Origin of the sequence: Micromonospora sp. 15K316, assembly GCF_004348525.1 — a bacterium.
Lineage (GTDB): Bacteria > Actinomycetota > Actinomycetes > Mycobacteriales > Micromonosporaceae > Micromonospora.
Map to the genome: position 1 here is coordinate 1 of NZ_SMKG01000161.1, position 13,415 is coordinate 13,415.

A 13,415-nucleotide genomic window follows, 5' to 3' on the forward strand; every position below is an offset into this window, starting at 1 on the left:
GTGTGGGCGGGGCTGCTGGGGACGGCTCTGGTCGTCGCCGCGGTGCTCGGCGCCGGTGTGGCCAAGAAGGTGATCGTCCGGCCGGACCTCGCGGTGGAGACCTCGACGACGCACAACAGCTTCCCCAGCGGTCATGTGGCCGCGGCGATGGCGTTGCTGCTCGCCGTCCTGCTGGTGCTCCCCGCCAGCGCCCGCTGGTGGTTCGCGCTCCCGGGAGCGACGGGCGTCTCCACCGTGGCCGCGGCGACGATGATCGCGGGCTGGCACCGGTTCAGCGACGTCGTCGGCGCGGTGCTGCTGGCCGCGGCGCTCTCCTGCCTGGCCGCCGCCGCGCTGGCCCGGTCCGGGACCAGAGCCGGTACCGGAACGGCCGGCCACCCGGGAACGGCCGGTCTGGCCGTTGCCGCGCTCGGTCTGCTCGGTCTGCTCGGCCTGCTGGGCGGTGTGCCGCAGCTCGCCCCGGACGCCGTCGGTGGGGTGTTCGTCGCGATCGCGGCCGCGGGTGGTTTCGTCGTCCTGGTCGTCGTGGCCGTCCTGCTCGTGGTGGCTCCGGTGGAATTCGGCACCCCGGCGAGCCCGCGCGCGAAGCGGACGAACGCACCTCGGATCGGCGATCGGTACCAGCAACCATGATCAACAGGACGACTTCGGCGGGAATGCCATAGTTGACGCCATGCCCCGGGTGTTGTTGATCGAGGACCACCAGACCGTGCGCGACGGCCTCCAGCTGGCGCTGTCCCGCCACGGCCACACGGTGGACGCCGTGGCGACCGGTGAGCAGGGCCTGGCCCGGCTGCGTACGACGACCGCCGACGTCGTCGTCCTCGACCTCATGCTGCCCGGGATGGACGGCTTCGAGGTGTGCCGGCGGATCCGGTCCACCGGCGACCTGCCGATCATCATGCTCACCGCCCGCAACGACGACATGGACGTGGTGGCGGGACTCGAAGCCGGCGCCGACGACTACGTGGTCAAGCCGGTCCAGCCCCGGGTGCTGGAGGCGCGGATCCGGGCGGTGCTGCGGCGTACCGGCGGCGAGCCCCGGCCGTCCGGAACGGAGCCGGTGGTGGAGCGGCACGGCGAGTTGACGATCGACCGGGCCGCGCTGGTCGTCACCAAGAACGGGGCGCCGGTCGGCCTCGCCCCGACCGAACTGCGCCTGCTGCTCGAACTCTCCGGCACGCCCGGGCGGGTACTGAGCCGCCAGCAGTTGCTGGAGGCCGTCTGGGAACACGCCTACCTCGGTGACTCGCGGCTCGTCGACGCCTGTGTGCAGCGGCTACGGGCGAAGCTCGAGGACGACTCCGCGGCCCCGGTCTACGTCCAGACCGTGCGCGGCTTCGGCTACCGGTTCGGCCCGCTGTGACCCCGCTGGGACGCGGCGGTGCGGCGCGGGCCGACCAGGGGCCGTCGGAAGGAGTCGGGTGAGGGGGCTGTGGCGACCGGCCGGGCTCCGGCTCCGGCTCCTGCTCGCCTTCGCGTCGCTCGGCCTCACCACCACGGCGGTGGTCGCCGGCGCCAGCTACGTCCAGGCACGCAACGTCATCCTCCAGCAGGCCCAGGACGCGGCCGTGGTCCGGCTCAAGGAGCAGGTCGCCCAGGTCACGCCGATCCGGAGCCTGCCGCCGAGCCCGACCGAGCTGGCGGCGATCGCCGCGGAGCTCTCCGACCGCGACGACAGCGCGCTGGTCACGTACCAGGGCAGCAGCGCCGGTGACGGCCAGCTCTCCGCCCTGCTCTCGCCGCAGCTGCGGGCGGAGACGAGCAGCGGCCGGGTCGTCTGGCAGCGGCGCGTGGCGCACGGGCGGCCGTACCTCGTGATCGGTACGCAGCTGATGACGGGTCACGACGAGGGCGACCGGCGCCCCTCCGGCCTGGAGGTCTACCGCCTGCACAGCCTGGAGGCCGAACAGCGCAGCATCGACCGGCTCGCCGGGTCGGCCTGGCTCACCGGCGGGTTCTCGCTGGTCTTCGCCGTCCTGCTCGCGCTGGTCGCCGCCCGGGGTGTGCTGCGGCCGGTCCGGGAACTCGGTCACGCGGCCCGCCGCCTCGGAGAGGGGGACCTCGGCACCCGGCTCGCCGTCCGCGGCACGGACGAGCTCGCCGGCGTCGCACGCACCTTCAACCACACCGCGGAGCGGCTGCAACGGCAGGTCGACGAGCTGCGCCGGCTGGAGGCCGACGCCCGGCGCTTCGTGGCCGACGTCTCGCACGAGCTGCGTACGCCCCTCACGGCGATGACCGCGGTGACCGACGTGCTGGACGAGGAGGCGCCCCGACTACCCGGGGACGCCGGGCGGGCGGCCCGGTTGGTCAGCCAGGAGACGCAGAGCCTGACCCGACTCGTGAACGACCTCATCGAGGTCACCCGGTTCGACTCCGGCACCGCGGCGCTCGCCCTGGACGAGGTCGACGTGGCCGAGGCGGTGCGGGCCACGCTGCGTGCCAGGGGCTGGACCGACCGGGTGAGGACCGACCTGCCCCCGGGCACGGCGGCGCGGCTCGACCCGCGGCGGCTGGACGTGATCCTGGCCAACCTGGTCGGCAACGCGCTGCGGCACGGCGCACCGCCGGTGTCGGTGCGGTTGCGGGCCGACCCGGACTGGATCGTCCTGTCGGTCGGCGACCGTGGCCCGGGGCTGGACCCGCAGGTGCTGCCGCACGTCTTCGACAGGTTCTACAAGGCGGACAGCGCGCGGAGCCGCTCCGAGGGCAGCGGGCTCGGTCTCGCCATCGCCTGGGAGAACGCCCGGCTGCACCGGGCCGGTGCGGCTCGTGGCAGCCTGACCGCCGGCAACGATCCGGCCGGGGGCGCGGTGTTCACGCTTCGGCTGCCCCGCAACCTGATCGGCTCGCCGTGGCCCGACGCCCCCCGCTCCGCGACGGCCGGGGGGCGGCCGTGACCGGCGGCCGGCGGGCGCTGCTGGTCGCGCTCTCGGTGCTGGCTCTCGTCGCGGGCTGCGGCGTACGCCCGAGCGCCGTCATCACCGGTGGCCCGGCCCCCGTGGGCCCGGCCCACGGGACCGGTCTCTTCTTCGTGACGAAGCGGGGCCTCACGCTGGTGCTGCGCCCGGAGGTCCCATCCGGCTCGATCGACGACGCCCTCGCCCTGCTGTTCGCCGGCCCGGATCCGGTGGAGCAGTTGCAGGGCTACCGCAGTGAGATCCCACCGGACGTCCGAGCTCGGACGGTGACGGTCACCGGAGCCTGGGGTACGACGGTGCGGATCAAGGGCGACGTCGGGACACTGCCGGACGCGGCGGTCGACCAGATCGTCTGCACGGCCCGGTACGCCGCGCCGGGCGGCACACCCGCGGCGGTCACGCTCGCCGGCCTGGACGGCAGCAGGGGGCCGCTGACCTGTGGTCATCCCGCCGTCGCCGCCCTCGACCGCTGACCGGGCCCACGCCGCGCGACGGTGCTCCGGGCGCCGGCGATCAGGATGTCGAGCAGGTCGGGGAAGGCGATGCCGGCCCGCGCCCAGATCTGCGGGAACTGCGAGGCGCTGGTGAAGCCGGGGAAGGTGTTGACCTCGTTGATCACCGGCTCCCCCGGATCGCCACCCCAGCCGCCGCCGTCCGGGCCGCCGCCGTCCGAGCCGCTGCCGTCCGAGCCGCTGCCGTCCGGGCCGCCGCCGGACGCGGGGCGCCCGGCCGGTTCGGGTTCGGGTTCGGGGAGGAAGAGGTCGACCCGGAGCAGCCCCCGGCAACCGAGCGCGTGGAAGGCCCGGATCGCCCGATCCTGCACCAGCCGGGTGGTGCCGGCGTCGAGCTCGGCGGGGATCTGGAAGACCGCCCCTCCGTCGTACTTGGCCGGGTGGTCGAAGAACGCGGACGTCGGTGGAACGGTGATCTCCAGAGGCGGGCCGGCCTCGATCCGCCCGTCGGGGTGCTGAAGGACGGCGACGTCGACCTCGCGCCCGCGTACCGCCCGTTCCACGAGGACCTTCGGGTCGGCGTCGCGGGCCAGCAGCAGCGCGGCCGGCAGCTGCCACCACTCGTCGACCCGGGAGACCCCGATGCTGGACCCGGCCCGCGCGGGCTTGACGAAGACCGGCAGGCCGAGCCGGCGCTGGTCGGCCTGGGAGAGGAACTCGCCGGGGCCCAGCGTGACCCCGGCCGCCACTCGCAGCCCCTCGGCGCCGAGCAGTTTCTTGGTCACCGCCTTGTCCATGCCGGCTGCGCCCGCGAAGACCCCGTTGCCGACGTACGGGACGTCCAGCCACTCCAACATCGACTGGACGGTGCCGTCCTCGCCGTAGGGCCCGTGCAGCGCCGGGAAGACCACATCCTGGGCGGCGAGTACGGCCAGCGCGGCCGGCAGCGTCGCCGGCTCGCCGTCGACCTGCCACTGGCCGTCCCGGCCGATGAGGACCGCGGTGACGTGGTACGCCTCCCGGTCGAGGTGGGCGAGGATGCTCGCCGCCGAGCGGCGGGAGATTTCGTGTTCGCTGCTGCGCCCGCCGTACAGGACCGCCAGCCGGACGCTCATGCCCTCGCTCCGTCTCCGCGCGTGCCGCGCTCGGGCAGTGTGGGGCGGACCACCGGTCGAGGGCGGCGCACGGCGGCTCGTTCGGTGACGTCGGCCCACCGTGCGCGGGGCGGTGGGCCGACGTCGCCGGGGCGGCGGGGCGGGAGCGGCTGGGAGATCACCTGGGCGAAGCTGCCACCGCCATGTCCGTGCCCGGTCCGCGGAATGTCACGACCGGGTAACAGCCGTGGCCGCTCCGGTGCTACGCCGCCGTCGTGCCCTGCCCCGCATCTGCGGGGCCGTCCGGGGCCGGGCGGAGCACGCCGAGGCGTTGGGTGGCGCGGGTGAGGGCGACGTAGAGGTCGCTGCGCCCGCGGGGCGACTCGGCCACGATCCGGTCCGGGTCGACCACCAGCACCGAGTCGAACTCGAGCCCCTTGGCCTGCGCCACGGTGAGCACCACGACCCGGCTCTCCAGCTCGGGGTGCTCGCCGACGGCCGCCTCGGGCAGCGCCGTGGTGAGCGCCGTCCCCAGGCCGTCGACGAGGGCGTCCGGCACGATCACACCGAGGCGGCCCTCGTCCAGCCCGGCCGCCTCCCGGGTCGCGGCGCCGACCAGCTCCGCCGCCAGCCGGTCCGCGTCCACCGTGCGGTCCCACGGGGGTACGCCGCTCTCCCGTACGGAGCGGGGTGGCCGCAGCGTCGGGTCGATCTCGGTCAGCAGCTCGGCGGCGACGGACATGATCTCGGCGGGGGTGCGGTAGCTGACGGTCAGCTCGGTCAGCCGCCACCGGCCGGCCACGTACGGCTCCAGCGCCTCCTGCCAGGAGTGGGTGCCGGCGAGCGCGCCGGTCTGCGCCACGTCGCCGACGATCGTCATCGACCGGCTCGGGCAGCGGCGCATCAGCAGCCGCCAGGCCATCGGGGAGAGCTCCTGCGCCTCGTCCACGATGACGTGCCCGAACGCCCACTTCCGGTCGGCCGCCGCGCGCTGCGCTGTGGTCAACCGGTCCGCCTCCTCCTGCCGTTCCAGCAGCCGCTCGGCGTCGATCAGGTCGGTCACGCCGAGGATCTCGCCACCGTCGGCCTCGTCCTCCACGTCGATCGAACGGGAGCCCCGGGCGATCTCCAGCACGCCCTCGGCGTACTCCCGCTGGAGCGAGCGGATCCGTTCGCGCAGCGCCGCGGCCTCCCGCTCGTCCTCGCCGAGCAGTTCGGCGGCCTCGTCGAGCAGCGGCACGTCGGCCGCGGTCCAGCCGCCCGGCTCCCGGTGCAGCAGCGTCCGCTCGTGCGCGGTCAACATCGGGGCGGCTGTGGCGATCCGGTCCGGGTCGGCGTACAGGTCGGCGAGGAGGCGCTGCGGGCTGAGCACCGGCCACAGCTCGTCCAGCGCGGCCTGGATCTCCGGCTCCTCCCGCAGCTCGCGGCGGATCTCGGCACGGTCCGCCTCGTCGAGCAGGTTCTCGCCGCCCAGCGGGTCCGCCCCGATGCGCTCGGCCACCTGTTCGGCGAGGGCGTGCACGATCTCGAGGTCGAAGAGTCCCCGGGCCAGGTTGTGCGGCCGACCGGAGCGGCGGGCGCGTTCCCGCGCCGCCCGTACGGTCTCCGGGTGGAGGGTGAGCGTCTCCCGCTCCACCTCGATCTCCATCGGCTCGTCGGGCAGCCGCTGCCGGTCGCGCACCGCGGCGGCCAGCACGTCGACCATCACGGCGCGGCCCTTCAGGGCGGCGGTCGCGGCGGGCTCGCTCCGGCGGGCCTGTACGCCGGGGAAGAGGTCGGCCTGGGTGCGCAGCAGCACACCGGTCTCGGCCAGCGCCGGAAGCACGTGGGAGATGTAGCGCAGGAACGTGGCGTTCGGGCCGACCAGCAGTACGCCCCGGGTGGAGAGTTCGCGCCGGTGCGTGTAGAGCAGGTACGCGGCGCGGTGCAGCGCGACAGCCGTCTTGCCGGTGCCCGGTCCGCCCTGGACGACCAGCACGCCGGGCAGGTCGGCACGGATGATCTTGTCCTGCTCGACCTGGATGGTCTCGACGATGTCCCGCATCCGGCCGCTGCGCCCGGCGTTCAGGGCGGCCAGCAGCGACGCCTCGCCGGTCAGCTCCTCGTGGGCGTCGGGGGAAGCGCTGCTGATGTCCAGCACCTCGTCGTTGAGGCCTGTCACCTTGCGCTGGCGGGTCCGCAGGTGCCGCCGGCGCAGCACGCCCTGCGGGTTGGCGGCGGTGGCGAGGTAGAACGGGCGGGCCGCCGGGGCGCGCCAGTCCATCAGCAGCGGGTCGTAGTCGCCGCCGGTGTCGAAGATGCCGATCCGGCCGACGTAGCGACGGGAGCCGTCCTCGCCGTCCAGCCGGCCGAAACAGAGCCCGTTCTCGACCGCGGAGAGCTGCTCGACCTGTTCGGCGTACATCCGCACCGAACTGTCGCGCTGGGAGCGGGCCTGGAGGGTGCCGCCGGTCGTCCGCAGCTCGTCGGTGAGCCGGTCGGCGGCCTGCTCACGAAGCTCGTCGAGGCGCTGGTAGAGCGCGGAGACGTACTCCTGCTCGCGGCCGATCTCGTCGTCGAGCGGCAATTCACCGGTGCTGCCGGAGTGCCTTGACAAGCCGTCTCCCTAAGAATTAGAATCTCTGTAGGAACGGCATTTTTCAGCCGTTCTTTTTTTGTGCCTGAATTCTGAAAGATAGCGTGCCGCCACCGGCTCGGCCAACTGAACGGGGCCGGTGGTCACCGCCACCGGCCCCCCACGCGCGACGGCGCCGCCGGCGGTGTGCCGGCGGCGCCGAACGATCTCGATTGTCGCCCTGCGAGGGCGGGTACGGCCCCGGTCAGCCGCGGGCCGCCTCGTAGAGCCGCTCCGGCGTCACCGCTCCGGCGAGCACCCGACCGTCCTCGGTGAGCAGCACGTTGACCAGCTTCGACGTGAAGAGCCGTCCGCTGCCCCAGTCGCCGCTGACCGCCGGTAGCGAGCCCAGCACGCCGGCGAGCTCGGCACCGCCCGGGTTCCCGGCCCCGTCCTGCGCGCCGGCCGCGCCGACCTGCGCCACCAGCACCGTGGTCCAGCCCTCTCCGACGGTACGCAGCTGCGGGTGCTCCGCCGTCGCGGGCCGGCGGGCCGGCAGCTCCGCCCGGTCGGCCTTCTCCTCGCGCACCGTCACGCCGGGCGGCGGGTTGAAGGTGAACTGGTCGGCGTCCGGGCGGCGGAAGTCGACCTGCGTGAAGGCGACCTCGAAGGCGGCCTGGTCGCTGCCGGAGGCGAAGATCTCGAACCGCAGCGGAACGTGCTCGCGGGAGTCGATGGCGATCCGTACCTGGTGGACGAGGGAGGACTCGTCGCGCGGCTCCAGCACCAGTTCGTACGCGTCGCGTCCGGCGACCGTGGCGGCCCGCCCGACGCTGACCGCCGTGCTCGGTGCGATGGCGGCGAGCGCCTGGTCGGCGGCGTCCGCGGGGGTGACCGGCAGCTCCGGCGCGCCGTTGCGGCTCGGCTTCCCGGCCGGGTCGTCGCCCAGGGTGCGGTGCGTCGCCGTGTTGCCGCGGCTCTCCCAACTCCAGACGTCCCGGCCGTTGCGGATCAGGTCCCGCTCGCCGAGCGTGTCCAGCAACGCGACCCGCTGCCGGTCCGGCCCCGAGTACCAGACCCGCAGGGTGTGCGTACCGGTGGCCAACGTGGCCAGCTCGCTGCTGCCGGCGGCGAGGCCCGCGATCGGCGGCAGACCCAGGTCGGCCCGCTGCACGACGGTGCCGGAGAGCCCCTCCAGCTGCGCGGTCTGCAGGTCCACCAGGAGCTGCGCGGCCGTGCGGGGCGGCAGGCTCGGCTCGGCCTCGGCGGCGAACGTGCCGACCGCGGCGCCACCGCCGATCACGGTGACCGCGGCGGCCACCGGGACCAGCCAGCGCAGGACGGGGCGGCTCTTCACGACGGACATGTGACACCTCCTGGGTACATCCTGCCTGGTGCACGCTGTGACAGCGCTGAGAGCGGCGGATCCGGGGCTCCGCGCGGCGTCGGGTGTGCCGTGCGTCACGGCCGGCTGCCGGGGCCATACTTTCCCGCCGGCCCGGTGCTCGGGCAGCCGGTCCCCGCGCGGCTCAGCGAGCGGGCGGGTGGCCGGCCCCGATGAGCAGCCGGTCACCGAGGTCCGTCCGCGAGTAGAGCACCTGCCGCCCGGTCCGGCGTGAGGTGAGCAGCCCGGCGTCGCGCAGCGCCTGCAGGTGCACGCTGAGCGTCGGGGCGGAGAGCGCCATCTGGGTGGCCGCCTGACTTGTCGACATCGGCAGGTCGAGCTGGGCCAGCAGGGCGGCCCGGGTCTGCCCGAGGACGCCGGCGAGCGCCGAGCCGGGCTGCTCGGCGCGCTCCTCCCAGAGCCGGCCGAGGCCGCGCGGCGAGTACGAGACGCTCGGGGACGCGGGCCGCGTGGTGCGCACCAGGACGTCCGGCCAGGCGAAGGCGCACGGCACGAGGATCAGGCCACGGCCGCCGCAGTCGGCATGGCCCTCGTAGTACTTGGCGATCTTCAGGGTCTGGTCGGCGAACGTCACCGACGGGTGCAGGTTGCTCATCATCCGGTCGACGCCACCCTCGGCGAGGGCGTCGAGCCGGTAGGCGATGTCGTCGTTGAGCAGCGCGTCGATGCGCGGCCAGTCGGGCGCGATCGCGACCCGGTGGTACGCCTCCAGCGCTTCGGCGACGGGGCCGAGGCCCGCGTCGGCTCGCCGCAGCAGGGTCCGGAGCAGGGCTTGCCGCCTCTCGTGGCCGGGGCCCTGCTGGGCGACACGGTGGGTCGCCAGGTGCGTCAGCTCCCGCCCCACCACCTCCGGATCGGCGTCGGCGAGCTGAGCGAGCGCGTCCGTGAAGGTCGACGACCGGCGCTCCGGCGGCAGCAGCAGGAAGTCGGGGATGTAGCCCTGCGGGCGTACCAGAGCGCGCAGCAGGTCGAGGTCGCGCTCGCTCAACCGGCCCGCGCGCTCGGCGAACCGGTTCATCCACGGACCGTGCAGGTGTCGTCCGCGGCTTCCGGCCGCCAACGCCCGTAGGCTGGCGACGGTCTCCGTGAGGGGCGACGCGGCGAAGCGTACGCGGGTCAGATCGGTCGCCGTGAAGTGCAGGTGGATCACGAACGTGCCTCCCCCGATTAGGGCTGAGCCTAATCGTGGCCGGGCGCGGGACACCACTGCAGACTGAGCACATCCATTTCGATCAACGGATAGGACACGAGGATGCGCACGCTGATCTACACCGCCTTCGTCTCGCTCGACGGCGTCGTCGACTCTCCCGGGGGCGGCTCCGGCTCGGAGAACCACCGCAGCGGCGGCTGGACCTTCAAGGACATCGAGTTCCTGCCGGAGGCGTACGAGATCAAGGGCCGGGAGACCGAGGAGGCGACCGCGCTGATGTTCGGCCGGACCAGCTACGAGGCGTTCTCGCCGGTGTGGCCGGACATGGCGGACTTCGCGCCCCTCAAGGACCTCCCGAAGTACGTCGTCTCGACGACCCTCGGCGAGGACGCCCTCGTCGACAACTGGGGTGACATCACCATCCTGCGCTCGCTGGAGGACGTCGCGAAGGTCAAGGAGACCGAGGGCGGCCCGATCATCATCCACGGCAGCGCCACCCTCGCCCGCAACCTCTCCGACGCCGGGCTGATCGACCGCTACCACCTGCTGGTCTACCCGCTGCTGCTCGGCGCCGGCAAGCGGATGTTCAGCAGCACCGACAAGGCCAAGCAGATGCTGAAGCTGGTCGAGTCCGAGACGTACCCCAACGGCATCACGAAGTTCGTCTACGACGTCGTCCGCTGAGGCGCCGCGGCGAGCCGGTCGAGCCCGGGTGGCACCCTTGACCCGTGCGGCTGCTGGTGGTGGAGGACGAGGCGCGGCTCGCCGCCTCGCTGCAACGCGGACTACAGGCGGAGGGCTTCGCTGTCGACGTGACCGCGACCGGTCCGGCCGGGCTGGACGCGGCGCGGGGCGGCGGCTACGACGCCATGATCCTGGACGTCATGCTCCCGGGCTTCTCCGGTTACGAACTGGTCCGTCGGCTGCGCGCCGAGGAGCACTGGCTTCCGGTGCTGATGCTCTCGGCCAAGGACGGCGAGTACGACCAGGCCGACGGCCTCGACTGCGGAGCCGACGACTACCTCACCAAGCCCTTCTCGTACGTGGTGCTGCTGGCCCGTCTGCGCGCGTTGCTGCGCCGGGGCGCGCCCGAACGCCCCGCCGTCCTCGCGGCGGGCGATCTGCGGCTCGACCCGGCGCGGCGGCGGGTGACCCGGGCCGGCGCGGAGGTGGCGCTCACCGCCCGTGAGTTCGCGCTGCTCGACTACCTGATGCGCCGCCCCGGCGAGGTGGTCTCCAAGACCGAGCTGCTGGACCACGTCTGGGACGCCAGCGTGGAGACCGCCCCCAACGCCGTCGAGGTCTACGTCGGCTACCTGCGGCGCAAGATTGGCCGGGAGCGCCTGGAGACGGTCCGCGGCGCCGGTTACCGGCTCGCCACGTGAGGGCGCTACCGCGGCCGTGGACCGCGCTCGGGCTGCGCGGTCGGCTCATGGCGATCGGCGTGTTCGGCCTCTCGGTCGGGCTGGCCCTCGGCGGGGTGGTGCTGCTCGGCGTCCTCGGCTTCGTGCTGCAACGCAGCGTGGACGGCGAGGCGTTCCGCACCGCCGACGCGGTCGCCCTGCTCGCCGCCGAGGACGCGCTGCCCGATCCGCTGCCGGTGGCCGGCGGCCAGGTCCGGGTCCAGGTGGTCGACGGTCAGGGGCGGGTGCGGGCCGCGTCGATCGACGCGGACCGGCTGGTGCCGATGGTCCGCCCGGAGCGCCTCGAACCGCACCAGCGGCAGCGGCTGTCGGTGTCGGGGGAGCGGGCCGGGCTCGCCGGCCCGGTCCGGGTCGTCACGGTGCCCGCCGGCACGGCCGCCGACCCGCTCACCGTCCTGGTGGCGAAGTCGATGGCGGACGTACGGCACAGCACGCGGGCGGTCGGCGCGATCCTCCTGGTCAGCTTCCCGTTGCTGGTGGCGGTGCTCGCCGCTGTCGCCTGGCGGGTGGTCGGGGCGACCCTGCGGCCGGTGGAGTCGCTGCGCCGCGGCGCCGAGGAGATCACCGGACGGGGCGGACCCGACCGGCTTCCGGTGCCCGCCTCGCACGACGAGGTGCACCGACTGGCGGTCACCCTGAACGGGATGCTGGACCGGCTGGAGTCGGCGCGGCGGCGGCAGCGGGCCTTCCTCGCCGACGCGGCTCACGAACTGCGCAGCCCGGTCACGAACATCCGTACCGAGCTGGAGGTGTCTCGCCGTCTCGGCGAGCGTACGGACTGGGCGGCGGTGACCGAGAACCTGCTCGCCGACACCGAGCGGCTGGGTCGGCTTGTGAACGACCTGTTGCTGCTGGCGCGGCTCGACGAGTCCGACGCCGACCCGGAGGGGATCGGCGGGGCGGACCGGAGCGCCGGCGGCGTCGGCCCGGTCGAGCTGGGTGAGCTGCTCGCCACGGTCGCCGCCCGCTACCCGTCGCCGCCGGTCCGCGTGCAGCCGCCGGAGGGGCCGCTGTGGACCGTCGGGCATCCGGACGAGCTGCACCGGATCCTGACCAACCTGGTGGAGAACGCCGTCCGGCACGCGCGTACCCGGGTGGTGCTGGCCGCCGAGCCGGGCGGCGAGTACCACCTGGTGACGGTGACCGACGACGGGCCCGGCGTCCCCCTCGCGGACCGGGACCGGGTCTTCGACCGGTTCACCCGGCTGGACGACGCGCGGGCCCGCGACGCCGGCGGGGCGGGCCTGGGGCTGTCGATCGTCCGTGAGCTGGTGCGCCGGGCCGGCGGATCGGTCGGCCTCGCCGACGCCGACGGGCCGGGGCTGCGGGTGTGGCTGCGGCTGCCGGTGCTGCCCGCCGACGCTCCCTGAGCAGACCGCCCCGCACGCAGCACCTCCTACTCATTCACGGAAAGAGTGGCTGTAAGCCTCGGAAGAGCCACTCTTTCCGTGAAGGTGCGCGGATCTCGGGTGGGGGTGTGTGGGGCCTACCGTCAGCGGCGGCGGGTGCAGACCTCGTCGGCGGCGGCGACGGTGTCGGTGGACCAGACGACCGCCACCGTGAAGCAGTAGTCGTTGCTGGGTGAGAGCCCGTAGACGATGAAGCCGGTGGTGCCGGCGGGCAGGTCGGTGAGGGCGCTCTTGGGCTGGCCGGCCCGCCCACCCGAGACGACCACCGGCCCCTCACCGCCGGCCGGGTAGGTCCAGCGCAGCGCCACGTTGTCCCGGTTGTCGCGCAGGCCGACCCCGGTCGGCGGCGCGCCGACCGGAGCGGCGGCACCCGCCGTCGGGCTCGCCGCGCCGCCCGGCGTCGCGGCCGTGCCGCTCGCGGTGGTACCGGCCGGGGCGGGGGCCGTCCCGGAGGGCGGGTCACCGCCGCCGACCCGGGACACTCCGGCGATCACCGCCGCCGCGCCGAGCAGCACCACGACCACCCCGGCCACCACGAGCGGGGCCAGTCGCCGTCCCGGCGGCGCGGGCGTCCGGTGCACCGGCACCGGCAGCAGCCGCGACGGCTGGTACGGCTCGACGTCGCGCCGGAGCCGGTGCACACCGTCGGCCTCCTCCTGCCCACCGCCGAGTCCCAGCACGGCCGGTGGCACGGCGCTCCCGGCCGGCGGAACGCCGTCGTCCACCGGCGGGCGACCGGACGGGCTCGCCGTCTCGCCGCCGGAACCCGCCCCGACCGGCGACGGCCCGCCGCCGGTGGAGGTGGCCCGCGGCCTGCCGTCGTACTCGCCGCCACCGGTACCGGCCGGCGGGTAGGCCCTCAGCTGCTCGGTCTTCTCCGGCGGCCACCAGGCCGGCTCCGACCCGGCCGGGTCGTCCACCGGCTGGCGTGGCACGGGGACGCTCCGCCCCTCCGGCTCCGGTGGCATGTACGCGCGGGCGTCCCCGTAGGAGGGGGTGCGGG

Annotated in this window: 11 protein-coding genes and 1 pseudogene; 7 read left to right on the forward strand and 5 right to left on the reverse strand. The window is 74.4% G+C overall.

The genetic code is table 11. From position 1 onward, the window contains the following. The 4 genes from E1211_RS23725 to E1211_RS23740 form a co-directional block, all read left to right on the forward strand. A partial coding sequence (locus E1211_RS23725) for a phosphatase PAP2 family protein (RefSeq protein ID WP_165947328.1) occupies positions 1 to 633 on the forward strand: 633 nt, incomplete at its 5' end. 40 nt (positions 634 to 673) lie between these two features. Next, entirely contained in the window at positions 674 to 1,366 is a 693-nt protein-coding gene (locus tag E1211_RS23730) for a response regulator transcription factor (RefSeq protein ID WP_132351223.1), read from the forward strand. Between the two features lie 58 nt (positions 1,367 to 1,424). Further along, the gene (locus E1211_RS23735; protein ID WP_132351224.1) at positions 1,425 to 2,903 is read left to right on the forward strand and encodes a HAMP domain-containing sensor histidine kinase; all 1,479 of its coding nucleotides are present in this window, start codon (positions 1,425 to 1,427) and stop codon (positions 2,901 to 2,903) included. Then, on the forward strand, positions 2,900 to 3,397 hold the full coding sequence (locus tag E1211_RS23740; protein ID WP_132351225.1) for a GerMN domain-containing protein: 498 nt from the start codon (positions 2,900 to 2,902) through the stop codon (positions 3,395 to 3,397). Before E1211_RS23735 ends, E1211_RS23740 begins: the two co-directional genes overlap by 4 nt. Here the strand turns inward: E1211_RS23740 and E1211_RS23750 are convergent. The 4 genes from E1211_RS23750 to E1211_RS23765 all read right to left on the reverse strand — a co-directional run bounded on the left by E1211_RS23750 (position 3,367) and on the right by E1211_RS23765 (position 9,579). After that, positions 3,367 to 4,491, reverse strand: coding sequence for a D-alanine--D-alanine ligase family protein (locus E1211_RS23750; protein WP_243709665.1), 1,125 nt, complete (start codon positions 4,489 to 4,491; stop codon positions 3,367 to 3,369). The two genes, E1211_RS23740 and E1211_RS23750, sit on opposite strands and share 31 nt — an antisense overlap. 241 nt (positions 4,492 to 4,732) lie before the next feature. Then, on the reverse strand, positions 4,733 to 7,066 hold the full coding sequence (locus tag E1211_RS23755) for an AAA family ATPase (RefSeq protein ID WP_132351226.1): 2,334 nt from the start codon (positions 7,064 to 7,066) through the stop codon (positions 4,733 to 4,735). 223 nt (positions 7,067 to 7,289) lie between these two features. Beyond that, positions 7,290 to 8,390: a sigma-E factor regulatory protein RseB domain-containing protein gene (locus tag E1211_RS23760; RefSeq protein WP_132351227.1), complete on the reverse strand. Its 1,101-nt coding sequence runs from the start codon at positions 8,388 to 8,390 to the stop codon at positions 7,290 to 7,292. A gap of 163 nt (positions 8,391 to 8,553) precedes the next feature. After that, positions 8,554 to 9,579, reverse strand: coding sequence for a DUF5937 family protein (locus tag E1211_RS23765; protein WP_207915489.1), 1,026 nt, complete (start codon positions 9,577 to 9,579; stop codon positions 8,554 to 8,556). Between the two features lie 102 nt (positions 9,580 to 9,681). Here E1211_RS23765 and E1211_RS23770 point away from each other — a divergent pair, with 102 nt between their 5' ends. Genes E1211_RS23770 through E1211_RS23780 form a run of 3 tightly spaced genes read left to right on the forward strand, consistent with a single transcriptional unit; the run spans position 9,682 to position 12,373 of the window. Further along, positions 9,682 to 10,263, forward strand: coding sequence for a dihydrofolate reductase family protein (locus E1211_RS23770; protein WP_132351228.1), 582 nt, complete (start codon positions 9,682 to 9,684; stop codon positions 10,261 to 10,263). A gap of 44 nt (positions 10,264 to 10,307) precedes the next feature. Continuing rightward, positions 10,308 to 10,964 (forward strand): response regulator transcription factor, encoded by a 657-nt coding sequence (locus E1211_RS23775; RefSeq protein ID WP_132351229.1) that lies wholly within the window; start codon positions 10,308 to 10,310, stop codon positions 10,962 to 10,964. 47 nt (positions 10,965 to 11,011) lie between these two features. Beyond that, positions 11,012 to 12,373 carry a cell wall metabolism sensor histidine kinase WalK gene (locus E1211_RS23780; RefSeq protein WP_132351232.1) on the forward strand — a complete coding sequence of 454 codons (1,362 nt, stop codon included), beginning with the start codon at positions 11,012 to 11,014 and terminating at the stop codon, positions 12,371 to 12,373. 122 nt (positions 12,374 to 12,495) lie between these two features. Here the strand turns inward: E1211_RS23780 and E1211_RS23785 are convergent. Next, positions 12,496 to 13,415, reverse strand: a pseudogene (locus E1211_RS23785) (hypothetical protein); the annotation flags it as partial.

Excerpts from the sequence above, each read along its gene's own strand:
- E1211_RS23770 (WP_132351228.1), top strand. The coding sequence starts at position 9,682 with ATGCGCACGCTGATCTACACCGCCTTCGTCTCGCTCGACGGCGTCGTC.
- E1211_RS23760 (WP_132351227.1), bottom strand. The coding sequence starts at position 8,390 with ATGTCCGTCGTGAAGAGCCGCCCCGTCCTGCGCTGGCTGGTCCCGGTG.
- E1211_RS23750 (WP_243709665.1), bottom strand. The coding sequence starts at position 4,491 with ATGAGCGTCCGGCTGGCGGTCCTGTACGGCGGGCGCAGCAGCGAACAC.
- E1211_RS23780 (WP_132351232.1), top strand. The coding sequence starts at position 11,012 with ATGGCGATCGGCGTGTTCGGCCTCTCGGTCGGGCTGGCCCTCGGCGGG.
- E1211_RS23730 (WP_132351223.1), top strand. The coding sequence starts at position 674 with ATGCCCCGGGTGTTGTTGATCGAGGACCACCAGACCGTGCGCGACGGC.